We start from the raw sequence: 23933 nt of genomic DNA, 5'->3' as shown, positions 1-23933 counted from the left end.
ACGATCAGGCCGGCTTGTGCAGCCCCGCGACCGGATCGTTCGCGGCCGGCATGTCTTCCACGAGCGACGTGAGCTGGCGGCCCGTATCGCGCCAGGCGTCGAGGCCGCCGCGCAGCGCGAGCGCATCGGTGAAGCCTGCGTCGAGCAGGCGCTTCGCCATCAGGGCCGCCGTCACTTCGTTCGGGCACGAGCAGTACACGACGAACTTCTGCGAGAGCGGATAGCGCGCGACGATGTCGCCGATCTGGCGATCGTCGGCGAATTGCGCGCCGGGAATCGTGAACGGGTCGAGCTTGCGGTGCTCGGGCGAGCGCACGTCGAGCACGACGGGCGCGGTGGTGTCGCGCAGCAGCTGGTCGAGTTCGTCGACGCTGATCCGCGCATTGGCCAGCTGGCGGATCAGCGCGCGGCGGCGCATCCAGCGGATGGCCGCATACACGGCGAGCAGCGCGACGATCACCAGCAGCACCGCGCGGCCGAGGCGGCTCGCGCCGGCGAACAGCCAGTCGATCTGCCGGTAGAACACCAGCCCGGCCACCAGGCCGACGATCGTCCACAGTGCGGCGCCGAGGGCATCGTAGCCGGCGAACGTGCGGTAGCGCGTGCCGAGCGCACCGGCCATCGGCACCGATACCAGCGACAACCCGGGAATGAAGCGCGCGACCGCGAGCACGCGCACGCCGTAGCGGCCGAAGAAGCGTTCGGTCTTTCTCACGCAGGTATCGCGCGACAGCGACAGCCGGCAGATCGTCTTCAGCGTCGTGCCGCCGTAACGGCGCCCGGCGACGTACCACACGGTGTCGCCGATCAATGCGCCGAGCACCGACAGCGCCACCACCGTCACCAGTTGCGAGCCGATCATCTCGGGATGCATCGCGGACATCGCGCCGAACAGCACGAGCGTCGGCATCGCGGGCACCGGCAGGCCGATGGCCGCCGCGAGCACGTTGGCGAAGACGAGAAGCGGCCCGTATTGGGCGACGAGGTCACGGAGCATGACGGCTGGCCGAAAAGGACATGCGTGGGCAGGAAACGCAGATGGGCCGATTATCGGCCTTTTTCAAGACAACGGCGGGAATGACGGAAAGCGCCTGACGGCGGCAGGGGCGCGGTGAGCCGGCGCGCTGCGAGCGGCTCACCGTTCGGAATCAGGAGGAGGTGCGGGCGAGCGACGCGGCGCCGTGGTTTTCGCCGGGCAGCTCGGCGCCGTGCGAGCGGATCGCCGCGATCAGTTCGGCCGGCGTGATCTCGTAGCGGACTTCGCGATGGATGCCGGGCTTGCGTTCGTCGATCTCGATCAGCAGCACGCTTTTGCCGTCGCCGGTTGCCTCGAGCCGGAGCGAGCGCAGTTCGCGGCCGTCGGCCGGGTCGTGTTCGGTGAGCAGGGTCATTGCCCCGGATGAGCCGGTAGTGCGCATCGAACCTATCCTCGTATCGTGGATGCCGTAGTGGCGAAGATGTCTTTGTTGAATACAGCTCGACGCAGTTTAACGCGAACGGGCCGCAAGTCGGAGCATTTTCGCAAGCTGAAATGAGGGCTGAACCATCGATCCTTCTGATGTTTGAGCCGCGCGGGGCGGGCGTTTGCGCCGGATCGGGGCCGGCCGCGGCCGGCGCCCGGGCGTCGTTCCCGGCCGGGCCGGCGCGGGCGGCGACACGCGTACAACGTGGGGCAACGCGTGTCGCCGCGGCGGCATCAGAAGCGGTCGGCGAGCCCCATCGCCGGGTCGCTGACCGAGTGGCGGCCGGTTTCCACGCGGCCGGCGACCCGGCGCGAGAACCCCGGGTCGCTGTCCGCGGTGACGATGAAGTCGTACCAGTGGCCGGTCGAGTCGAGTTTCCAGTCCAGTTCGGCCTGGTCGCCGGCGCGCACCGTGACCGTCCACGTGGTACCGGTACCGCGACCCTGGCCGTTGCCGTCCTCGATGCCATGGTCATGGCCGTGACCGCGACCGTCGTGTGCGCCTCGGCCCGGGAGCGGCCCGTAGACCTGGTTCGACTTCACGGTGAAGCGCACCGTGCCGCCGCCGTGGTTGCGCAGCCGCAGGTGGAGGTTGCCGCTCGCGCCCGCATAGCCGACGCGAACTTCCGGATGGGGCGCGCGTGCACCGGCCAGGCGGCTCAGGTCGCCGGTAAAGCGGCGGTGATAGCCGTTCGGGCCCAGCACCCACAGGTCGTATTTACCGCCGTCGTCGGCGCGCGCCGCCCAGTCGCCGTGCAGCGTCTTGCCCGGTTCGACGACGTAGCGCCGCGGCAGGCGGTCGAGGTGCAGCTTGTCATAGACGTGGAACACGGCGGCGGCGCGGCCCGTATTCGCGAACTTCAGCGTGAGCGTGCCGTTGCCGGCATCGGCACGCGCGCTCGCATGCAGCTCGTAAGGCAGCGCGCGCGACGGGCGCACGCCGGTAGCCTGCGCCGGCAGCGACGGCGCGGCCGGCGGCACGATCTTCGGCGCGGCCTGCTGCGCGGCGCTCAGCGCGTCGACCTGGCTTTTCGTCGTACGGCCCGCGAGCGTCGGCAGCGGTTCGTTGTTCGGCGAGCGGAAGTTGAACGCGCTCGTCAGGTCGCCGCACACCGCGCGGCGGTACGCGCTGATCTGCGGCTCGGCGACGCCGAAGCGCTTTTCGAGGAAGAGCAACGTCGACGTATGGTCGAACACCTGCGAGTTGACCCAGCCGCCGCGGCTCCACGGCGACACGACCCACATCGGCACGCGCGGGCCCGGGCCGTACGGGCGGCCGTCGATCGCCGGCTGGCTCGACGTGGCCGGCGTGAAGTCGTGGTATTCGACGGCGACGTCGGCGTCCCGCAGCGTATGGCCGCCGGCGAGCGTGCCGTCGGCGTTGCGCGACGGCACGGCCGGCGACGGCATGTGGTCGAAGAAGCCGTCGTTCTCGTCGTAGTTGACCAGCAGCACCGTCTTGCTCCATACCTCCGGGTTCGCCGTCAGCGCATCGAGCACCGCCTGCACGTACCAGCCGCCCTGCGCGGGGCTCGACGGCCCCGGGTGTTCGCTGTACACGGACGGCGGGATGATCCACGACACCTCGGGCAGCTTGCCGTTGCGGATGTCGTCGCGGAACGATTCGAGGAAGCCGTACGGCATCGTGTTGCCGAACCCCTTCGCGAGCGGGCTCAGCGGATCGTCGATCGCCGGATCGTAGAACGCGCCGGCCGCCGTCACGGGCTGCGTGATGTCCGTCGACGCGACGTAGGCGGGCCGGCGCGCGGGCGGCATCTGCTCGATCGCCGCGCGCCAGTGGCGGAAGCTCATCATCTCGTTGCAGCCGAAGTTGTCGATCAGGCTCTGGTAGACCTTCCAGTTCACGCCGGCCTGCTGCAGCCGGTCGGCGTAGGTGGTCCAGATCCAGCCCTGGCTCGACGGGCCGATGTCGTTTCCGCCGTTGAACTGGTTGTTCAGCGCGGCGATCTTCACGCGGCTGCCGTCGGCCGGGCTGATGCCGTTCGGGCCGTTGGTGCCGCTCCAGTAGAACAGGCGGTTCGCGATCGTGCCCGTGTGCATCCCGCAGTGATAGTGGTCGCACAGCGTGAACGCATCGGCGAGCGCGCGCTGGAACGGGACTTCCGCCGCGTCGTAGTAGCCCATCGACAGCGGCGTCTTCGCGTCGGGCCAGCGGTTCATCCGGCCATGGTCCCAGGCGGCCTGCGCATCGGCCCACGTGTGCGGCGTGCCGCCCGCGCGCTGTGCGTTGCCCTGGCTCGCGTCGAGGTGATACGGCGTGACGGTGGCGGCGGGCGTCGGCTTCGTGTACGTCTGGTAGAACACGTTGCGGCCGTTCGGCGACGGCACCGCAAAGCGGTCGCCGTAGCCGCGCACACCCTTGAACGTGCCGAAGTAGCTGTCGAATGCACGGTTCTCCATCATCAGCAGCACGACGTGCTTGACGTCCTGGATGGTCCCCGTTTCGTGAAACGCGGGAATCGCGAGCGCGCGGCGGATGCTCGGCGGAAACGCGGCGAGTGCGGCGGCGGCGAGGCCGGAAGTGGCGGTCTGCTGGAGGAATCTGCGGCGTGACGTCATGGCGTTCGGGTCCTGTGATGATGGGAGCGTTCGTGACTTCGTCCGGCGGTGCCCGTGCGTCGCCCGCCGGGGCGATGCGCGCGGCATGGGCGGTCGAGTGCGGCGGCCGCGCGTGGCGGAAGTGCGCGCGTCGCGCGCGATCCGTGGTGTCGCGCGGATGCCTGGGCCGTTGCCGCGATCCTGCGCGACGCGCGCTCGTGATGCGCGGGCCAGGACGTCGGCACACACCGGCCGGGTACGTGCCGGATTGGGCGGCGCCCAGTCTAGGGAGTCGACGTGACGCCGACGTGATGAAGGCATGACATCGCATGTCGCGCGCGTGACGTTGCGTGCGCAACGATCGATCGGGAGGCATCGGGAAGCGATGCGTGACGGAAGCGGGTAAGGAATTACCGGTTTCCGGCCGCCGGGCCGGTCAGATTTTCCCTGCGCGTGGAGGCGTGGCTTGAGCGCTGGTCGTTGCGGGTGCAACGGCACCGCATGACGCCGATGTTTCAAATGCGTGAAATCGGATAAGCTCGATCCGTTGCTGCGCATGTGCGCAGCCCGCGCCGCGGGCGCGACTTTTCGGAACCGGCCCACCCATGACCGACATCAAGATCCGGCACAGCGAGACGCACGACGTCGACGCGATCCGGCAGATCGCCGCGCACCCCGCGGTGTACATGAATACGCTGCAGTATCCGTTTCCATCGTTCGAAAAATGGCAGAAACGGCTCGCCAACGCGCACGAGCGCGGCGCAAGCCTCGTCGCCGAAATCGACGGCGAGGTGGTCGGCCATCTCGGCCTCGAGTTCGAACCGAATCCGCGTCGGCGCCATGCGGCAGGGCTCGGCATGATGGTCGACGCGACCCGGCACGGGCGCGGCATCGGCGGCCGGTTGCTCGCGGCCGCGATCGATCTCGCGGAAAACTGGCTGAACCTCACGCGCCTCGAGCTGACCGTGTTCACCGACAACCGCGCGGCGATCGCGCTCTACGAGAAGCACGGCTTCCGGATCGAGGGCGAATCGCCGGGTTATGCATTGCGCGACGGCGTGCACATGTCCGTGTATCACATGGCGCGGATCAAGGGCCGAGAGTGAACGCGCGGCGACGATGCCGCGCGTCATATTCATTCAAGAATTCGTTCGTTTCCCGCCGGCTGCGCGGATCGTATCGTTGAAGGATTTGCGCCGGCCGCTTCGGGCGACGTTGACGGCCTCCGCATCGATGCGTGCGGCGTGCGTCGACGCACGCCGGCTTACGCCACGCCGCACGCCGGTGCGCTTCATCGCTTCATGAATCTCGCTGCATGGGCGTCGCTTCAGGTCGTCGCTTCCCGTCGTCGCCTGGCGCGCCACTCCTTCCCGCAACCTTCTCTTTCAACGGACCCGCTTCGATGAAAACCGCTCTCCGGAATCTGACTGCCGCCTGCCTGCTCGCTGCCGCCGCGGGTGCGGCGTTTGCCGCCGCCGCGCCCACGGGCACCCCGGTCGCGAGCGCATCGCCCGACGGCGCGCACCTGCCGCCCGGCATCGCGTGGCAGCACGGCGACGTCGACGCCGCTTTCGCGTTGGCGAAGCGCACCGGCAAGCCGCTGCTGCTCTACTGGGGCGCGGTGTGGTGCCCGTCGTGCAACCAGGTGAAATCGACGATCTTCAGCCAGCAGGCATTCAAGACCCGCTCGTCGTTCTTCGTGCCCGTGTATCTCGACGGCGATACCGAAAGCGCGCAGAAGCTCGGCGAGCGCTTCAAGGTGCACGGCTACCCGACGATGATCCTGTTCCGTCCCGACGGCACCGAAGTGACGCGGCTGCCGGGCGAAGCCGATCTCGACCGCTACATGCAGGCGCTGTCGCTCGGGATGACGGCCGCGCATCCGGTGCGGCAGACGCTTGCGACCGCGCTGAAGAACGGTGCGTCGCTGACGCCGGACGAATGGCGCCTGCTGGCCGACTATTCGTGGGATACCGACGGCGCGCTGCCGGTGCCGGCCGATCGCGTGGCCGAGACGCTGCAGTCGCTCGCGCAACGCGCGCGGGCGGCCGGCGCGAAGGCCGAATCGGCGCGCTTCGCGCTGAAGTCGGCCGTGGTCGCCGCGTCCGACGATCCTGCGCAGGCCGGCGCGCTGGACAAGACGGCGCTGGCCGATTCGCTGCGCACGGTGCTGCAGGACGCCGCCTTGTCGCGGGCCGATTCGGACGTGCTGGTCGCCGCGCCCGCGCGTGTGGTCGCGTATCTCGGTGGCGGCGACGCGCAGCGCGCGAAATTGCGCGGCGCATACGACACGGCGCTTGCGCGCCTGTCGACCGACACCACGCTGTCGTCGATCGACCGGCTGATGGCGCTGCACGGCCGCGTGCTGCTCGCGCGCGGCGATGCACGCAAGGGCGCACCGCTCGCCGTGCCGGCGCTGGCCGATACTGCGCGCAAACAGATCCTGGCGTCGGTGCAGGGCGCCGCGAACGCATACGAGCGGCAGGCACTCGTCAGCGAAGGCGCGGACACGCTGACCGACGCGGGGCTGTACGACGAGTCGGATGCGTTGCTGAAGGCCGAGTTGCCGCGCTCGTCCACGCCGTACTACTTCATGTCCGGGCTGGCCGCGAACGCGAAGGCGCGCGGCGACAAGGCCGCGGCGCTCGACTGGTACCGCAAGGCATACGATGCGGCGAGCGGGCCGGCGACGAAGCTGCGCTGGGGCGCGACCTATTTCGCGAATGCGGTCGAACTGGCGCCGGACGATTCGGCGCGCATCGAAGGGATCGCCGCGAGCGTGCTCGCGCAGGCCGACAAGACGCGGGACGCGTTCTACGGCGCTAACCTGCGCGCGTTGACCAAGGTCGTCACGCAGTTGAACCGCTGGCGCGGCAGCGGCGCGCACGACGCATCGGTCAGGTCGATCGCGAAGCAGTTCGACGGCATCTGTGGGAAACTGCCCGCCGGCGATCCGCAGGCAAGCGCCTGCGAACGCCTGATCCAGCCGGTCAAGGCATAGATCCGGTGGCACTGCGTGGGCTTTCGGGATGCCGGCCGGCGTGTTTCCCGATACCGACGAGGCCACCGACCCCATGCCCCACCTGACGCTCGAATATTCTGCGAACCTCGACGGGTTCGACGCCGGCGCGACACTGCGCGCGCTCAATGCCGCGCTTGCCGCGTCCGGCCATTTCGATGAGCGCGATATCAAGAGCCGCGCGCTGCGGCTCGATACATTTGCAGTCGGCACGTCGCCGGCGCCGCGCGCGTTCGTCCACGCGAAGCTCGCGGTGCTGAGCGGCCGCCCGACTGACGTCAAGCGGGAATTCTCGGAGCGGGTGCTGGCGGAACTGAAGCGGCACGTCGTCGCGCCGCCCGGCATGCACCTGCAACTGTCCGCGGAAATACTGGAACTGGAGCGCGAGTCCTACGCGAAAGCGGTCATCGAGCCGCGCTGACCGTGCAGCGCGGTGAGCGCTGCGCGCGCCGGGAAGGTGGCGCTGACGCGAGCGCAGCCCGCTGGGTTGAAACCGGACTATTGGCCCGTGGCGGACACGCCGCGATTGCCGTAGCCGGCGCCTGCGGCCCGCGACGCACCTTGCTGCCGGGCGATCTTCGCTTCGGCGGCCTGGATGCTGGCAGGGTAGAACCAGTCGCTCGGCTGGAAGCCGGCTTTTCTCAGTGCAACCACTTCGGAATGAACTTCGGCGCGCGTGAGCGGCGAGGTGGCTTGCGCCTGCGCGGCGACGGGAGCGGCGAATGCGGCAGCGAGGGCGAGTGTACGGAGCAGCGGGTTCATGAGCGGATACCTCCAGGTTTTCGACGGCGCCGATCACGTACGGTGACCGTCGAAAGCAGTGTAGGCCTCGCCTGACGCGCGAAAAATGCCGCTGCGCCCAACGTAGTGTTCTCCGGAAGACAACAATGAACGGCCGGCGCGCGCACCTGGACGGTGCCCGGCAAAAAGGGGAGGAGCGGGGGCGAAGCCGGCCGCAGCGACGTGGCCGGCGGCCGGCGGGCAGCGACCCGGAGACGGGCCGCCGCGCGAGGGGTATTACACGAGCCCCGTCATGTAGTACACGGCGATCACGAAGAACACCGCGAGCGTCTTGATGATCGTGACCGCGAAGATGTCGCGATACGACTCGCGGTGCGTGAGGCCCGTGACCGCGAGCAGTGTGATCACCGCGCCGTTGTGCGGCAGCGTGTCCATGCCGCCGCTCGCCATCGCGACGACCCGGTGCAGCACGTCCAGCGGGATATTGGCGGCCTGCGCGCCCTTGATGAACAGGTCCGACATCGCGGCGAGCGCGATGCTCATGCCGCCCGACGCCGAGCCCGTGATGCCGGCGAGCGAGCTGACCGACACGGCCGCGTTGACGAGCGGGTTCGGGATGCTCTTCAGGGCATCGCTGACGACGAGGAAGCCCGGCAGCGCCGCGATCACGCCGCCGAAGCCGTACTCCGACGCGGTGTTCATCGCGGCGAGCAGCGCACCGGCGACGGCGGCCTTCGAGCCGTCTGCGAAGCGCCCGCTGACGCGTTTGAACGCGGTCAGCACGACCAGGACGATGCCGAGCAGCAGCGCAGCCTCGACCGACCAGATCGCGACGACGGTCTTGATCGACGTCGTGACCGGCGCGTGCACGCCGGGCAGCACTTCCGGCGCGACCGTGTACGACGCGGCGCCGTACCACTGCGGAATCAGCTTCGTGAATGCGAAGTTCGACACGCCGACGAGGATCAGCGGCAGGATCGCGAGCGCGGGATTCGGCAGCGACTTCGCCTCGACGCGCTCCGGTTCGTTGACGAGCGACGTGCCGTAGCCTTCACCCTTTGCCATCGCCGAACGGCGGCGCCATTCGAGATACGTGAGGCCGACGACGATGATGAACAGCGAGCCGATCGTGCCGAGCGCGGGCGCGGCCCAGGCGGTCGTCTTGAAGAACGTGGTCGGGATGATGTTCTGGATCTGCGGCGTGCCGGGCAGCGAATCCATCGTGAACGAGAACGCGCCGAGCGCGATCGCGCCGGGCATCAGCCGTTTCGGGATGTTGCTCTGGCGATAGAGTTCGGCCGCGAACGGATAGACCGCGAACACCACGACGAACAGCGACACACCGCCATAGGTGAGCAGCGCGCACACCGCGACGATCACCGCATTCGCGCGTGAGCGGCCGATGTAGCGGATCGCCGCGTGGACGATCGACTCGGAGAACCCGGAAAGTTCGATCACCTTGCCGAATACCGCGCCGAGCATGAACACCGGGAAATACAGTTTGACGAATCCGACCATCTTCTCCATGAAGATGCCGGAGAAGACCGGTGCGACGGCGGCGGGTTCGGTCAGGAGCACCGCGCCGAGCGCGGCGATCGGCGCGAACAGGATCACGCTGTAGCCGCGATACGCGGCGAACATCAGGAACGCCAGCGCGGCGAGGACGATCACGAAAGACAAGGGAGTCTCCTAATGGCTTTGGTTGTTGTTCGATCGCGCGATGCGCCGCGGACCGGCTCGGGTTCGTGCAGGTTTCGTGCCATCGGCCGGATAGCGCCGCCGGACATGGGTCCGCCGGGGACCGGCGGGCCCGCGCCGGTCGTTGTCTGACGATTCTACATAAAACGTCTCCATCCGGAGACGAAATGGCCGTCCGGCCAGCCCGTGGAATCGGGCGAGGCTTTCCCGGGCAACGTGTTGCGGCGTGTCTCCGGAGTGAGATAATCCGTCTCGTTCCGGAGACAGCCGGTCGACGATACACGGAGACGAAGACACGATGATGAACGACTGGGCCCGCCTGCCCGTCAACTACGGCGACGTGCTGCGGCGCGCCGCCGAGTCGCTGTTCAGGACCTTCGAGGATTCGAGCGCGGGCACGGTGGTCGTCGATCGCGATGCACGCGTCGTGTGGATGAACGAGCGGTATGCGGCGCGCTTCGGTTTCGCCGATCCGCAACAGGCCGTCGGCCTCGACTGCGAGGCCGTGATCCCGAACAGCCTGATGCGCGAGGTCGTGTCGACCGGGCAGCCGATCCTGCTCGACATCATGGAGACGGGCCGCGAGCCGCTCGTTGTCACGCGCCTGCCGCTGAAGAACGAGGCCGGCGAGACGGTCGGCGCGATCGGCTTCGCGCTGTTCGACCAGTTGAAGACGCTCACGCCGATCTTTTCCCGCTACGCCCAGCTTCAGCAGCAACTGATCGCGACACAGCGTTCGCTCGCGCAGGCGCGCCGCGCGAAATACACGTTCGCGAGTTTCGTCGGCACGAGTGCGGCGAGTCTCGAAACCAAGCGCCAGGCGCGCCGCGCCGCGCAGGTCGATTCGCCGGTGCTGCTGCTCGGCGAGACGGGCACCGGCAAGGAACTGCTTGCGCATGCGATCCACGCGGCGTCGGCGCGTGCACTCCAGCCGCTCGTGACGGTCAACGTTGCCGCGATTCCCGACACGCTGCTCGAAACCGAATTCTTCGGCGCGGCGCCCGGTGCGTATACGGGCGCCGACCGCAAGGGGCGCGTCGGCAAGTTCGAGCTGGCCGATCGCGGGACGCTGTTTCTCGACGAGATCGGCGACATGCCGCTGCCGCTGCAGGGCAAGCTGCTGCGCGTGCTGCAGGACAAGGAGTTCGAGCCGGTCGGCTCGAACCGGATCGTGCGCGCGGACGTCCGGATCATCGCGGCCACGAGCGCCGACCTGCCGGCGCTGGTCGCAGCCGGGCGTTTTCGCGCGGATCTCTATTACCGTCTGAACGTGCTGACGATCCACGCGCCGCCGCTGCGCGAGCGCGCCTCCGACATCGCGGCGCTCGTCTACGCAACCCTCGAGGAACTGGCCGCGCAACACGGGCGCGCGGCCCATTGCGAACTGACCGACGATGCGCTGCGGATGCTGTGTGCGTATCCGTGGCCGGGCAACGTGCGCGAGTTGCGCAATACGCTCGAGCGCGCGCTGATGCTGTCGGACCGGTCGGTGATCGATGCGCGTGCGCTCGCGCCGTTCCTTGGGCCGGTGCGCGTATCGACGGACGGTGCAGTACCGGCGCAGCCGGCGGCCGTGTCGACGGTCGAGCGGCGCACGGGCGAAATGCGGGCTGCACCGGCCGCGTCGTATGCCGATGCATTGGCGGCGTGGGAGCGCCAGTTCCTGACCGATGCGCTCGCGGCTTGCGACGGCAAGGTGGTGGAAGCGGCCGCGCGCATCGGGATCGGCCGCGCGACGCTGTACAAGAAGCTGGCGGCGCTGGGCATCGACCGGTAGGCCGACCGGCAACGCCGATGCGGCCGGACGTGCGGCATCGAACAGGAGAGCACGATGAAACGGATCGGCATCGCAGGATGGCTGACGCTGTTGCTGGCGAGCGCCGCGCTCGCGCAGTCCGGCGACGCCGACGCGCCCGAGGCGCGGCGCAACTGGTACAACGATCCGTTCATTGCGCTGTCGCGGGACGTGGCCGAATGCCCGTTGCCGCTCGGCCCGTGGATGACCCGGGCCGAGATGACGGACGACGCGCATTACCGTGCCGAACGCGGCACCACGTGCTGGCTCGCGCACCGCTGCACGAAGCCGAACTCCTACATGTATGACGCACCGATCGCCGACGCCGTGAAGGCACACTTCGCCGGCTCCGATCGACTGCACGGCACGAGCCTGTGGATCACGGTGCAGCGGCGTTTCATTTACGTCGAAGGATGTGCCGATACGGCGTTCGACCGGCAGGCATTGCAGCGTGAGCTCGAGGCGATTCCGGACGTCGAGCAGGTGTTCGTTCGCATCACCGACGATCCGCGCAAGCGCTTGCCGTACAAGGCGCGCGGGCAACCCGGCCGCACGCCGGACTGACGGAGAAAGGGCCGCGCATGGCATACTCGCGACATTCAAAAAAAGGTTGACGGGAAGAACAATGAAACACATGCTTGCGTCGGTCTGTCGGTGGCCTCGGGCGGCCGTTGTGCTGGGTCTGGTTGCCGGGCTCGGCGGGTGTGGCGGCAGCGCGCCGCTGTTCACTTCGGACGGGCGTCCGACTACCCAGGTGCAATGCACCGGCAGCGACTGGAGCAATTGCACGGACAATGCCCGGGCGATCTGCAACGGGGATTTCGAAGTGCTTCAGCAATCGAGCGATGACGCCACGCGAAATCTTCTCTTCGCGTGCAAGAAGAAGAGCGGTTATTGACCTCGAGATAACCGGCTGGGGAGATCACGATCGGGCGAAGCGCTTTTCTGTTTGCTGAGAGTCACCTATTTTTCACGAATAACACTCACGGAGTCCCATCCATATGGCGACCTACAGGCAACTGACCGCGCAGCTCGAACGGCTTCAGCAAAAGATCGACAAGGAACGCGAAAAGGCGATTGCCGATGCGATTGCCGATATCCGCGCGAAAATCGAGGAATACGACATTACGCCGGAAGAGCTCGGGTTCCGTGCGGCAGGGGCGGCCGCTGCCGCCGCGAAGCCGAAGCGTACGTCGCCGCCGAAGTACCTGAACCCGAAGACGGGTGAAACGTGGAGTGGCCGTGGACGGTCGCCGACGTGGCTCGGCAAGAATCGCGCGCGTTTCCTGATCAAGGACTGACTCCCGAAAATTCTCACCTTTCGCGTGCCGACCGACGGTGCGAACGGCCATGCCGCCGTCGCACCGTTTTGTTTTTGTGCATTCCCCGCGCGATTTCCGACGGCGTATTGAACTGCGATGCCGCGCAATTAACGGATCCCGTTTTGCGAATTCGCTGCGATTCGGCTGCATATCGCGGCGATTTTCGGTAAACAGCGCCGCAATTTCACGGCACATCTGCATTGGCTCGCGCCATTCTCGCGGTGCACGCGCGTCGCGAATTCCGATCACCTTTCGCGTGTTTGCGCGTCGCGCCGTGCAATTCCCGAATTTACTCACCATAGCTCCTGTAAATCCTCACCTTTGACGAAGCGGACACAGCGCCGCGCCGAATGCGAACGCCGGCTGCGTCGAGCGAATGTGGACGCCCGGCGCGCGGCGACGGCTTTCGTGCTCGTGTCACAGGCCCATGGTGCGTGCGTTGACGTCTGTCGAATAGTCGGCCGTCCGGCATATAGGCAGCCGCATGCGCTTCGCCTATGCTTGGGGTTCGCGTCGATCGGTGTATGGCCTGTCCGTGCCGCATGCCGATCGGGTCGTCTTTCGTTACCGCAGGGAGCCGATGTGACCGTTCGCCATCTCGATGCGTTGTTCCAGCCCAAGTCCGTTGCGGTCGTCGGCGCGTCGTCGCGCGCGGGCAGTATCGGCGCGATGGTATGGTCGCGCGTGCTCGACGGCGCGTTCCAGGGGCCCGTGTGGCCCGTCAATCCGAAGTATCGTGACCTGCACGGGCATGCGGTCGTTGCCGATGTCGACCGGTTGCCCGCACCGCCGTCGGTTGCCGTGATCTGCACGCCGCCCGCGACCTGGGCCGGCATCGTGCGCAAGCTCGGCGAGCTCGGCACGCGCGTGGCGGTGATCGTCGGCGAGGCGCGCACGGATGCCGATCGCGCCGCGCTCGATCGCACACTGAAGGCGGCGAAGCCGTTCGTGCTCCGTATCGTCGGGCCGGGCAGCCTCGGCGTGCTGTCGCCCGGACGGCATGCCCATTTCGGCGCACCGGCCTATACGGCGCGATCGGGCGGTGTCGCGTGGGTGTCGCAATCGAATGCGCTGACGAACGCGGTGCTCGGCTGGGCCGACGCACGGGGCCTCGGTTTTTCGCATGTCGTCGCGCTCGGCAGCGAGTCCGACGTCGATGCGGGCGACGTGCTCGACTATCTCGCGAGCGACCCCGGCACGCGCGCGATCCTGCTCGAACTCGATACCGTGCGCGCGGCGCGCAAGTTCATGTCCGCCGCCCGCGCGGCCGCGCGCAACAAGCCGGTGCTCGCCTTGCGCACCGGGCGTGCCGATCCCGGCGACGCGCTCTATACGGCGGCGTTCCAGCGCGCGGGGATGGTGCGGGTCGATGCGCTCGACGACCTCCTCGACGAGATCGAGACGCTCGGCGTCGGCCGCGTCACGGCGCGCGGCGCGGCCACGCTCGTGACGAGCGATGCCGGGGTCGCGAAACTCGCGGTCGACGCGGTGTCCGACGTGCGCGACGTACTGGCCGACTGGCCGCCCGCCGCCACGTCGGCCGTCTCGGTCGCGCTGCCGCATCTCGCGTCGCCCGGCAATCCGCTGACGCTGGGCGACGATGCGCGGCCCGAGCATTTTGCCGCGGCGGTCAAGGCGCTCGCGCCGTTCCCGCAAACGGGCACGCTGTTCGTCGTCCATTCGACTTCCCACAGCGCGCCGGCCGACGCGGTCGCGCACACGCTGATCGAAGCGCGGCAGTACGCGCATCGCGGCATCCTCGCGTGTTTCTTCGGCGCGGTCGACGCGGCGACGCGCGATGCATTGCACGCGAACGGCATTCCCGTGCACACCACGCCGCAGCGGCTCGCACGCGCGTATGCGCGTCTCGTCGACTACAACCTCGGGCGGCAACTGCTGATGCAAACGCCCGAGGGCACGCCGCTGCAGCCGGCCGAGTGCGTTGCATCCGCGCAGGCCGACGCGCGCCGGATGGTCGAAGCCGGCGAGCATGAGCTGACCGGCGAAGCCGCGCTGGGCTGGCTGTCCCGTTTCGGCCTGCAGGGCGAGCAGGCCGCCGAGCCGGCCGGCACGAAAGTCGTCGATGTCACGGTCGACATGTACGACGATGCGAACTTCGGCCCGGTGTTTCGCTATGCCGTGCCGCCCGCGGACGGCGTATCGGCGCCGTTCGTCGTCTATGGCCTGCCGCCGCTGAACACCGTGCTCGCCCGCGCGGTGATGGAACGCTCGCCGTATGCACGCCGCACACCCGTCGAGCCGACGCTCGACGCATTGACGGCGCTGTCGCAGGTCGTCTGCGACGTGCGTGAAGTCGTTGCGATGTCGGTCACGCTGCGCGTGCTGTCCGACCGTGCGCAAGTGATCGCACCGCGTATCACGCTGGCCACGGGCCGCAGCCGGCTCGCGATCATGCCGTATCCGCGCCACCTCGAACAGACGCTCGAGTGGCGCGGCGAGACGGTGACGATCCGCCCGATCCGTCCGGAAGACGAGGCCGCGCACAACGAGCTGCTCGGCGCGATGACACCGGACGATCTGCGGATGCGATTCTTCGGTGCGGTGCGCAGCTTCGATCATTCACAGGTGGCGCGCATGACGCAGATCGATTACGACCGTGAGATGGCCTTCATCGTGTCGTTCACCGATGTGTCCGGGCGCGACCACACGCTCGCGGTGGCGCGCGCGGTGGCCGATCCCGACAACGAGACGGCGGAGTTCGCGATCGCGGTACGACCCGACCAGAAGGGCAAGGGGCTTGGCCGGCTGATGATGAACCGGATCATCGACTACGCGCGTTCGCGCGGAACCGCATGGATGATCGGCGAGGCGCTGCGCGAGAACTCGGCGATGATCGCGCTTGCGAAGTCGTGCGGTTTCGCCGTGTCGACGACGGAGGAGCCCGGTGTCGTCGGCTTCAGGATGAAGCTGCAGCCGTAGCGTCCGTCGGCGGTTCGGCGCGCACGGACGCCGTATGCCGTCGATGTCCCCGGCTTCCCGGCACGTTGCGGATGTTTCCGGTCACGAATGCCGGGCATTCGAACCGGTCTCGCGAGCGAAACAACGGCGAACGTGTCGCTGCCTGTTCGCGATGGAAACAACGACACGCATACGGCAGGCATCGCGAGACGCGTTTCGTTTGCCGCGATATCCGTCGCGCGTCGTAGTTTTCCGCGCGATGTTCACACGTATTTGCCGCCGTATTTCAGCCTCGAAAATTCGAGCCTGCCCAAAAGGTGAGATTTTTCAGGAGCCACCGGTGAGCTTCTCCAGGACGGTCGAGGTGAGCCGATACGGGAGCATTCGGTGAGCCTTCCCGGGAGTGGCCGGTGAGTACCTGCGGGAGGCGTCGGTGAGCCTTTCCGGGGCACATCGGTGAGGGGCTGCGGGACGTGTCGGTGAGCACATCCGGGAGGCTTCGGTGAGCACATCCGGGAGCCTTGGTGAGCTTTTTCGGGAGGTGTGGGTGAGCGCTTGCGGGACGCCAGGGTGAGACTTTTCGGGAGTGTCCGGACGCACGGCTTGCGCAAGCGCAACGCCGGCCAAGGTCGGCGTTGAGCAGGGGGCGGGCACGCATGAACCGTGCCCGCGCTTACATTCAGGCAGCGAGTTTCGCCGCCGCGTCGTTCACCTGGTCGCGCGAAATCGCGAGTTCCTCGAGGTGCGAATCGGCATAGACGGCGCCGGTTTCGCGCTCGAGGCGGGCGATCGTCAGTGCGCAGCGTGCGATGTCCTTCGGCATCGCGATGAAGCGCTTGACCGATTCGCCGGACGTGAATGCTTCGAACAGCGCGCCGCGCACGTCGTCCGGAAGCGTCTTGGTCCACTGGTACGGCTTGCCGTTGAACGTGATCGACGGCGGCAGCGTGCGTTCCTTCTTGGTCGCCGTGATGAGCCCGTAGGTGCGGGCCGCGTCGCCGATCTGCTCGGGCGAGAAGAGTTCGTCGGGCGTGATGTCGAACTGCTCGATGTAGTTCTCGATCGCCTGCATCGCGGCGGCACGATCGTCGCGCTTCTTCTGCGCGCGCGCGACGATATCGCGCAGTTCGTCCGCCTCCTCGGGCGTGATCGTGAAGCTTGCCTGCTTCTGCTGAAGTTCGGAGAAACGCTGGAATTCTTGATCGTTCAGAAGTTTGGCCATGACATCCATCGGACACGACGGCCGCGACAACCGGCCGCCGTAGTTTTTGAGAGGGCCGCTATTTTAGCGTAGCGCCGTGGACGCACGATATGGCACCGTGCGTCGCGCCTCGCACCGGCGTGATCGCGGGCGACCGGGATCGGCGCAATCGCGCCGTACCCGGTGCGTTCCGACGAGCCTGCGTGTCGGCAGGGTCAGCTGTGTCAGCAGGTTTCGGTGCGGCACATCGACAGATGGGCGGCCGTTTCGCGCAACCCATCGACGACCGCGTCGACCGACGGCGCCATGTGCGCATCGATCCGGCGCATGTACGGGCAGGTCAGCACCGCGATCGCATGGCCGGACGGCCCGAGGATCGGCGCGGTCAGGTCGGTCACGCCGTACGCCTGGCGGCTGTCCTGGCGCAGGTAGCCGGCCTGCCGGATGGACTGGCACGCGTACGCGAGTTCCTGCTCGTTCAGCGGCGCTTCGCCCTTGACCTTGCGGTGCTCCGCGAGCATGTGCGCGCGCTGCTCGGCGCCCTGGAACGACAGCATCACCCGCCCCGATGCCGTATCGGCGAGCCCGATGCGCGAGCCGAGCCGGACCGACACACCCCACGGGCCGGGCCCGTCGACTTGCGCGATCACGAGCAGGTTGCCGCGATCGTAGACGGACAGGTGGCACGATTGTTCCGAGGAATCGGCGAAGCGCTGCATCGGCGGCAGCGCCTCGGCGATCAGCCTGCTCATCGGCGGATGCCGGTGCGCGAGCGAGAACAGCTTGAGGCTGAGCGTATAGCGGTCGCCGCCGGTCGAGCGCATCACGTAGCGGCGCGCGACGAGGCGTTCGAGCATCCGGTAGATCTCGCTCGCGTTGCGGCCGAGTTCCTTCGTGATTTCGGTGCGGGTGAGGCCTTCTTTCTGCTCCGACAGGAGTTCGAGGATGTCGAGACCCTTGTCGAGCGCGGGTGCGCGATAACGGTCGATTGTGCCCATCGATTCCCGTGCGTCGCAGCCGGGAAGCAGGTCGTTGGTTGTTTGCATTGTCGATGTGAGGTTGGGGGATTACTGTCGATCGATTGGCGACGCACGCTGACCGATTCTGCACTTCGCCTGTGTCGGGCTCGCGTGTGGCGACGCACGCCATCCGTCCGAGCTTAACAACAAACATTTAGTGTGCAATGCAGCGTCTTTTTACCGATCGTTACCTAACAAGAACGGATCAATTTGTTTTCAGGATGACAGGGAAGCTCCGAATACCCGGTATTCATGACAGGTGGCACCGGTTCAAGGTATTCGAAAGGAAATCGGGCTGCGCCGCCGCCCGCGATGCTGCGCCGCAGCGCCCGCGGGCGCACCAATAGTCGGTATCCGTCGCGCGTCATTTCATCGTGCGCGGCCGATGGTACAAAGACTGGCGGGCCAGCGACGGTGCGGCCGCGCGTGACGCCGGCCGGTACGGGCCGGGCCATGTCGCGGGTGCCGGGCCGTCGTCGCCGATGCGCAGACCGGCGGCCGCTCGTTCGATGCGCGCCATACTTCCGTGTGGCGCCACGATCGCTGCGCCCGCGCGACCCTCGCGCGTCGAACGGCATGCCGGATGCGGCGCCGACGCGCGCAATCGACGATCGACAATCAGTCCGGCACGCGGCCGCGAAGAGCGGCGTCGGCCGGTATCCTGTCCCATTCGACAACAGAGGTTGAGCACGATGAAACTGCTTCGTTATGGCCCGTCCGGCCAGGAAAAGCCCGGTATTCTCGACGCGGACGGCCGGATTCGCGACCTGTCGGCGCATGTGCCGGATCTGTCCGGCGATGTGCTGTCCGACGCGGGTCTCGCGCGTCTGCGTGCAATCGATCCGGCCACGCTGCCGCTCGTGTCGGGCGAGCCGCGCATCGGCGCGTGCGTCGGCCATGTCGGCAAGTTCATCGGCATCGGCCTGAACTACGCCGATCACGCGGCCGAAGCCGGCATGCCGGTGCCGAAGGAGCCCGTCGTGTTCGGCAAGTGGACGAGCTCGATCTGCGGCCCGAACGACGGCATCGACATCCCGAAGGGTTCGGTCAAGACGGATTGGGAAGTCGAGCTGGGCGTCGTGATCGGCGCGACCTGCAAGGACGTCGACGAAGCGCGCGCGCTCGATTACGTCGCGGGCTACTGCGTCGTCAACGACGTGTCGGAGCGCGAATGGCAGATCGAGCGCGGCGGCCAGTGGGACAAGGGCAAGGGTTTCGACACGTTCGGCCCGATCGGCCCGTGGCTCGTCACGCGTGACGAGGTGCCCGATCCGCAGCGTCTCGACCTGTGGCTCGAGGTCGACGGCCACCGCTATCAGAACGGCAACACGCGCACGATGGTGTTCACCGTCGCGCAGCTGATCGCCTATCTGTCGAGCTGCATGACGCTGCAGCCGGGCGACGTGATCACGACGGGCACGCCGCCGGGCGTCGGGATGGGCATCAAGCCGTCGCCGGTGTTCCTGAAGGCCGGCCAGACGGTGCGCCTCGGGATCGACGGGCTCGGCGAGCAGTTGCAGAGCACGCGCAACGCGCAGTAAGCGCGTGCCCGACGCGGGCGGATCGCGGGGCAATCGGCCGCGAGCCGGCCGCGCCGCCCGGCATCGGCGTGCTTGCCCACGGCGAGCGTCGCGACCGAACCTCGATGCAGCAAAAACAACGACAAGGGCCCGATTCCGCGCGATGCGGAATCGGGCCCTTGTCGTTCACCCGCGTCGGTACGAACCGGATCAGACGACGTTGTCCAGCTCGCAATGGGCTTCGAGCCGATATCCGTCGGGATCGACGACGAACGCCGCGTAATAGCCGGGGCCGTAGTGCTCGCGCTTGCCGGGCCCGCCGTTGTCCTGGCCGCCGTGCTCGAGCGCGGCGCGGTAGAACGCGTCGACCTCGACGGGCGACGCGGCCTTGAACGACAGGTGCAGCCCGGAATCGGGATCGGCGGCGATGGGGCGAGCCGCATGCTGCAGCCACAGCACCGGCTCGGTCTCGCCGTACCCGATCGAGCCGTCGTCGCTATACAGCCGCTTGTAGCCGAGCGCGCCGAGCGTGCTGTCGTAGAACGTGCGGCTGCGGTCGATGTGGGCAACGCCGAAGGAAAGGTGATCGATCATCTGTGGGCTCCTTGAACTGAAGAGGGGACGTCAGGACGGCAAAGCTGCCTACAAGCACGATGCCAGCCGCTTGTAGCGGAGCGCACCGAGTGTGCTGTCGTCGAACACCCGGCTGCGGTCGTTGTGGATAACGCTGAAGAAAAGGCGATCGATCATCTGTGTCTCCTTGAGCTGAAAGGGCGCAGTGCAGTCAACCGTTTTTAACCACCATGCCGGTTATGTTAGAAAGCGCCCGGATGCTTGTCAACCGGCATGCTGGTTAGATACGATCGCGTCATGAGCAAAACGCAACCTTCCGTCACGACGGACTGCCTGATTCCGGCGCCGCCGGAAACGCTGAGCATCGATTTCGCGAACACGCTGTACTGGCGCGGCGCCGACACGCCGACGGAGACCTTCGGGACGCTGGACGACCTGTTGACGTGGTGCCGCGAGCAGGCGTGCATACCGGCCGGTCTGGCCGACGCGTGTCGAGTGCGGGACAAGGATGACGAGCCGGCGATGCTCGCGCGCGCACTCGCGCTGCGCGAGGCGCTGTATCGGCTGTTTCATGCGCAGGCCGAGCAGCGCGAGCCGCATGCCGACGACCTGGCGCTGCTTGGCGGCTTTCTGGCGGAAGCGGCGCCGCGCGTTGCGCTGGCGCGCATCGACGGCGCCTATGCGTGGCGGATCGGCGGCGCAGGCGGCGCGCTCGCGGCGCTGCTGAGCCCGGTGCTGTGGTCGGCGATCGACCTGCTCGGCGGCGCGCGGCTCGCGAAGGTCAAGCGTTGCGCGAACGACGCCTGCCAGTGGTTGTTCATCGACGACAGCAAGAACGGCAGCCGCCGCTGGTGTTCGATGTCGTCGTGCGGCAATCGCGCGAAGGCGTACCGCCACTATCACAAGGTCGACTGACGTTCCTCGTTACGCCGGCGCGCGCCGGCGCGCCGCATCAGGCCTGCCTATTTCACCGACAACTTCCGCCACAGCGTCGTCTTGCTGATGCCGAGCATCGCGCATGCGCGATCGCGGTCGCCGCCGCACGCGTCGAGTACCGCGCGGATCTCGTCGGTTTCCGCGCGACGGCGGCGTGCGTGCAGCGTCTGCGCATCGTCGGCGTCGGCCGCGTCGGGGGGCGCCGCGAACAGCTCGGGCGCGATCGCCTGCAGCGCGTCGGGATCGAGCGTGCCGCAGGCGGCGGCCGGATCGTTTTCGTCGGCTTCCTCGGCCAGCTCCACCGCGATCCGCTCGATCACGTTCTGCAGTTCGCGCACGTTGCCGGGCCACCGGTAGCGGGTGAGCCCGGCCTGCGTCGCGCCGAGCACGCGCGCGGCATCGTCGGCGTCGCGCAGGCGCTCGGCGAGCCGCGGTTCGCGTCGTGCGGCCTGCACGAGCAGCGTGGCCGCGAGCGCCGGGATGTCGGCTGCGCGCTCGCGCAGCGGCGGCAGGCCGACGTTCAGGATGTTGAGCCGGTAATAGAGATCCGCGCGGAACGTGCCGGCCTCGACGGCGGCGAGCAGCGGACGGTGCGTCGCGGCGATCACGCGCACGTCGATGCGGATCGGCTCGGTCGAGCCGAGGCGGATCACCTCGCGCTCCTGCAGCACGCGCAGCAGCCGGCTCTGCAGCGACGGCGGCATCTCGCCGATCTCGTCGAGAAACAGCGTGCCGCGGTGTGCGGCTTCGAACAGGCCGGTCTTGCCGCCGCGCCGCGCACCGGTGAACGCGCCTTCCTCATAGCCGAACAGCTCGCTTTCGAGCAGGGCTTCCGGAAACGCGCCGCAATTGACCGCGACGAACGGGTAGCTGCGCCGCGCGGACAGCGCGTGCAGGCTCTGCGCGATCATTTCCTTGCCGGTGCCGCTTTCGCCGAGCACGAGCACGGTCGCGTCGGATTTCGCGTAGCGGCGCACGAGATCGCGCACGCGCGCCATCGGCGCCGATGCGCCGACCACGTCGTCGAGCGCGTAGCGCGCCGCGAACTGCTGCGTGGTGGGCTGCGAACGCAGTGCGCGGTCGAGCCGTTCGACCGCGCGCGATTCCTGGAACGTCAGCACGCTGCCCGACGTGACGCCGCGATCGACCAGCGGCCCGCGATGCACGACGTAGCGCACGCCGCGCACGGTCGCGAGCGCGTCGCCGTCCTCGCCGCGCAGCGTGCGCAGCTCGGGCCGCAGGTCGACGAGCGCGCGGCCGACGGCCGCCGCGGGTTCGACCCCGAGCGCCGACGCGAGCCGCTCGTTGATCGCCTCCACGCGGCCGCGCGCGTCGAGCGCGACCACGCCGTCGCGCAGGTGCTGGAGCAGGTTGTCGAGCCGCTGGCGGCGGAACGCCTCGGCATGCGTCGCGTACGCGACTTCGAGCGCCGTCTCGACGGCCTTGCGCACCGACGCGTGCGAATACAGGAACACCGCGCCCATGCCGGCGCTGGCGGCGAGATCGGTGACGAGGCCGGGGCCGACGATCGTCTCGATGCCGCGGTCGCGCAGCTCGTGCACGCAGGCTTCCGCTTCCTGCGCGGACTGATATGACGCAAACTGCACGTCGAGGCCGTATGCGGCGACGAAGCGGCGCACTTCGGGCGGCGTTTCGCCGGCGCTGACGAGCGCGATCCGCGACGCGTCGCGCCGGGCGCGCGCGAGCGCCTGCATCACGTCGAAGCCGGTCGGCGACACGACCACCACCGGCACCTGCGCACGCGTCTTCAGGAAGCCGCCGTTCGAGCCGGCCGCGACGATCACGTCGGGCCGCGCGGTGCCGGCCTCGGCGATCGCGCTGAGCGCATCCTCATAGGCGCGCGTCACGATGCGCACGTCGGCGCGTTCGTCGAATTCGCCGGCGATCTCGCGAAAGAGTTCGCGCAGGCGGCTGATGCCCATCGCCCAGATGCGCGGGCGCGCCGCGCGATCCGCCGGGCCGACGGGCTTGGTCGAGGAGAGGTCCATGGCGGTCGATTATGCGCGCGTGATTTCATTTTTGAAACATGAAATTGCTGAATTGAAATCGCCGGGTGCGGCATCGCCCGTGCCGGTTGCTTAAGAATCAGAGGGTTAGCGACATTCCGCGAGCTGGCCCGGTCCTTGCTGTTATCGGGCATTCCATCAGGAGGCCGTTCATGAGCAACACGCATCTTCAGAGCGCCGGCGCGAAATTCCGCGCGGCAGTCGCGGCCGAGCAGCCGCTGCAGGTGGTCGGCGCGATCACCGCGTACGCGGCCAAGATGGCGCAGGCCGTCGGCTTCAAGGCCGTGTACCTGTCGGGCGGCGGCGTCGCCGCGAACTCGCTCGGGATCCCCGACCTCGGCATCAGCACGATGGAAGACGTGCTGATCGACGCGAACCGGATCACCAACGCGACCGACCTGCCGCTGCTGGTCGACATCGATACGGGCTGGGGCGGCGCGTTCAACATCGCGCGCACGGTGCGCTCGTTCATCAAGGCCGGCGTCGCGGCCGTGCACCTGGAAGACCAGGTCGGCCAGAAGCGCTGCGGCCACCGTCCGGGCAAGGAAGTCGTGCCGGCCGACGAAATGGTCGATCGCATCAAGGCCGCGGTCGATGCGCGCACCGACGATCAATTCGTGATCATGGCGCGCACCGACGCGGCCGCCGCCGAAGGGATCGATTCGGCGATCGAGCGCGCGGTGGCCTATGTCGAGGCCGGCGCGGACATGATCTTCCCGGAAGCGATGAAGACGCTCGACGACTACCGCCGCTTCAAGGCGGCCGTGAAGGTGCCGATCCTCGCGAACCTGACCGAGTTCGGCTCGACGCCGCTGTTCACGCTCGACGAGCTGCGCGAGGCGAACGTCGACATCGCGCTGTACTGCTGCGGCGCGTATCGCGCGATGAACAAGGCCGCGCTGAACTTCTACGAGACGCTGCGCCGCGACGGCACGCAGAAGGCGGCCGTGCCGACGATGCAGACGCGCGCCGAGCTGTACGACTTCCTCGGCTATCACGAATACGAGCGCAAGCTCGACGAGCTGTTCGCGCAGGGCAAGAAGTAACGCGGCCCGCGCGCCGGGCACGATTCCCGGCATGCCTTGCATGAAACCGGGCCGCGCGCACCCGTGCCGCGCCCGGCGGACATGACACCCACGATA

The 23933-nt window shown here is 68.0% G+C and carries 20 protein-coding genes; 11 read left to right on the top strand and 9 right to left on the bottom strand.

All coding sequences use genetic code 11. The features are described from left to right. Positions 1-4: 4 nt before the first annotated feature. The 3 genes from APZ15_RS24130 to APZ15_RS24120 all read right to left on the bottom strand — a co-directional run bounded on the left by APZ15_RS24130 (position 5) and on the right by APZ15_RS24120 (position 4042). Positions 5-997 carry a DedA family protein/thiosulfate sulfurtransferase GlpE gene (locus APZ15_RS24130; protein WP_027790320.1) on the bottom strand — a complete coding sequence of 331 codons (993 nt, stop codon included), beginning with the start codon at positions 995-997 and terminating at the stop codon, positions 5-7. 151 nt (positions 998-1148) lie between these two features. Then, positions 1149-1418 (bottom strand): hypothetical protein, encoded by a 270-nt coding sequence (locus APZ15_RS24125; RefSeq protein WP_011353737.1) that lies wholly within the window; start codon positions 1416-1418, stop codon positions 1149-1151. 278 nt (positions 1419-1696) lie between these two features. Then, complete coding sequence (locus APZ15_RS24120) at positions 1697-4042, bottom strand: phosphocholine-specific phospholipase C (RefSeq protein WP_027790321.1); 2346 nt, start codon at positions 4040-4042, stop codon at positions 1697-1699. A 584-nt stretch (positions 4043-4626) separates the two neighbouring features. Here APZ15_RS24120 and APZ15_RS24115 point away from each other — a divergent pair. The 3 genes from APZ15_RS24115 (at position 4627) to APZ15_RS24100 (ending at position 7461) form a co-directional block, all read left to right on the top strand. Continuing rightward, the gene (locus APZ15_RS24115) at positions 4627-5127 is read left to right on the top strand and encodes a GNAT family N-acetyltransferase (protein WP_027790322.1); all 501 of its coding nucleotides are present in this window, start codon (positions 4627-4629) and stop codon (positions 5125-5127) included. Between the two features lie 296 nt (positions 5128-5423). Then, positions 5424-7022, top strand: coding sequence for a thioredoxin family protein (locus APZ15_RS24105; RefSeq protein ID WP_027790323.1), 1599 nt, complete (start codon positions 5424-5426; stop codon positions 7020-7022). A gap of 28 nt (positions 7023-7050) precedes the next feature. Then, positions 7051-7461, top strand: coding sequence for a 5-carboxymethyl-2-hydroxymuconate Delta-isomerase (locus tag APZ15_RS24100; RefSeq protein ID WP_226153314.1), 411 nt, complete (start codon positions 7051-7053; stop codon positions 7459-7461). A gap of 77 nt (positions 7462-7538) precedes the next feature. Here APZ15_RS24100 and APZ15_RS24095 read toward each other — a convergent pair whose 3' ends face one another. Both APZ15_RS24095 and APZ15_RS24090 read right to left on the bottom strand, forming a co-directional pair. Further along, positions 7539-7802: a DUF4148 domain-containing protein gene (locus APZ15_RS24095; protein WP_027790325.1), complete on the bottom strand. Its 264-nt coding sequence runs from the start codon at positions 7800-7802 to the stop codon at positions 7539-7541. Between the two features lie 255 nt (positions 7803-8057). Further along, positions 8058-9461 (bottom strand): GntP family permease, encoded by a 1404-nt coding sequence (locus tag APZ15_RS24090; protein WP_027790326.1) that lies wholly within the window; start codon positions 9459-9461, stop codon positions 8058-8060. A 316-nt stretch (positions 9462-9777) separates the two neighbouring features. Here APZ15_RS24090 and APZ15_RS24085 point away from each other — a divergent pair, with 316 nt between their 5' ends. The 5 genes from APZ15_RS24085 (at position 9778) to APZ15_RS24065 (ending at position 15536) form a co-directional block, all read left to right on the top strand. Then, positions 9778-11256: a sigma-54 interaction domain-containing protein gene (locus tag APZ15_RS24085; protein ID WP_027790327.1), complete on the top strand. Its 1479-nt coding sequence runs from the start codon at positions 9778-9780 to the stop codon at positions 11254-11256. 54 nt (positions 11257-11310) lie between these two features. After that, a complete protein-coding gene (locus tag APZ15_RS24080; protein WP_021159648.1) occupies positions 11311-11838 on the top strand; it encodes a BON domain-containing protein in 528 nt (175 codons plus the stop codon). A gap of 61 nt (positions 11839-11899) precedes the next feature. Then, on the top strand, positions 11900-12172 hold the full coding sequence (locus tag APZ15_RS24075) for a hypothetical protein (RefSeq protein WP_048023821.1): 273 nt from the start codon (positions 11900-11902) through the stop codon (positions 12170-12172). A gap of 103 nt (positions 12173-12275) precedes the next feature. Further along, complete coding sequence (locus APZ15_RS24070; protein ID WP_027790329.1) at positions 12276-12575, top strand: H-NS histone family protein; 300 nt, start codon at positions 12276-12278, stop codon at positions 12573-12575. Between the two features lie 603 nt (positions 12576-13178). Then, complete coding sequence (locus APZ15_RS24065; RefSeq protein WP_027790330.1) at positions 13179-15536, top strand: GNAT family N-acetyltransferase; 2358 nt, start codon at positions 13179-13181, stop codon at positions 15534-15536. Positions 15537-16194: 658 nt separating this feature from the next. On the opposite strand, the gene APZ15_RS24060 is transcribed toward APZ15_RS24065, so the two are convergent. Further along, complete coding sequence (locus APZ15_RS24060; RefSeq protein ID WP_027790331.1) at positions 16195-16746, bottom strand: hypothetical protein; 552 nt, start codon at positions 16744-16746, stop codon at positions 16195-16197. A gap of 194 nt (positions 16747-16940) precedes the next feature. Then, a complete protein-coding gene (locus APZ15_RS24055; protein WP_027790332.1) occupies positions 16941-17762 on the bottom strand; it encodes an IclR family transcriptional regulator in 822 nt (273 codons plus the stop codon). Between the two features lie 665 nt (positions 17763-18427). Here APZ15_RS24055 and APZ15_RS24045 point away from each other — a divergent pair. Beyond that, positions 18428-19276 (top strand): ureidoglycolate lyase, encoded by an 849-nt coding sequence (locus APZ15_RS24045; protein ID WP_027790333.1) that lies wholly within the window; start codon positions 18428-18430, stop codon positions 19274-19276. 189 nt (positions 19277-19465) lie between these two features. On the opposite strand, the gene APZ15_RS24040 is transcribed toward APZ15_RS24045, so the two are convergent. Then, complete coding sequence (locus tag APZ15_RS24040) at positions 19466-19849, bottom strand: VOC family protein (protein ID WP_027790334.1); 384 nt, start codon at positions 19847-19849, stop codon at positions 19466-19468. A 252-nt stretch (positions 19850-20101) separates the two neighbouring features. Here APZ15_RS24040 and APZ15_RS24035 point away from each other — a divergent pair, with 252 nt between their 5' ends. Then, on the top strand, positions 20102-20743 hold the full coding sequence (locus APZ15_RS24035; RefSeq protein ID WP_027790335.1) for a CGNR zinc finger domain-containing protein: 642 nt from the start codon (positions 20102-20104) through the stop codon (positions 20741-20743). 47 nt (positions 20744-20790) lie between these two features. Here the strand turns inward: APZ15_RS24035 and prpR are convergent, their stop codons facing one another. Beyond that, a complete protein-coding gene (gene prpR, locus APZ15_RS24030; RefSeq protein ID WP_027790336.1) occupies positions 20791-22773 on the bottom strand; it encodes a propionate catabolism operon regulatory protein PrpR in 1983 nt (660 codons plus the stop codon). Positions 22774-22943: 170 nt separating this feature from the next. On the opposite strand from prpR, the gene prpB reads away from it, so the two are divergent. Next, positions 22944-23837: a methylisocitrate lyase gene (prpB, locus tag APZ15_RS24025; RefSeq protein ID WP_027790337.1), complete on the top strand. Its 894-nt coding sequence runs from the start codon at positions 22944-22946 to the stop codon at positions 23835-23837. The last annotated feature ends 96 nt before the right edge of the window (positions 23838-23933 follow it).

This window comes from Burkholderia cepacia ATCC 25416 (assembly GCF_001411495.1).
In the GTDB taxonomy this organism is placed as follows: Bacteria; Pseudomonadota; Gammaproteobacteria; order Burkholderiales; family Burkholderiaceae; genus Burkholderia; species Burkholderia cepacia.
Note: the sequence above shows the minus strand (reverse complement) of the source record. Positions and strands in the feature narration are given on the sequence as shown.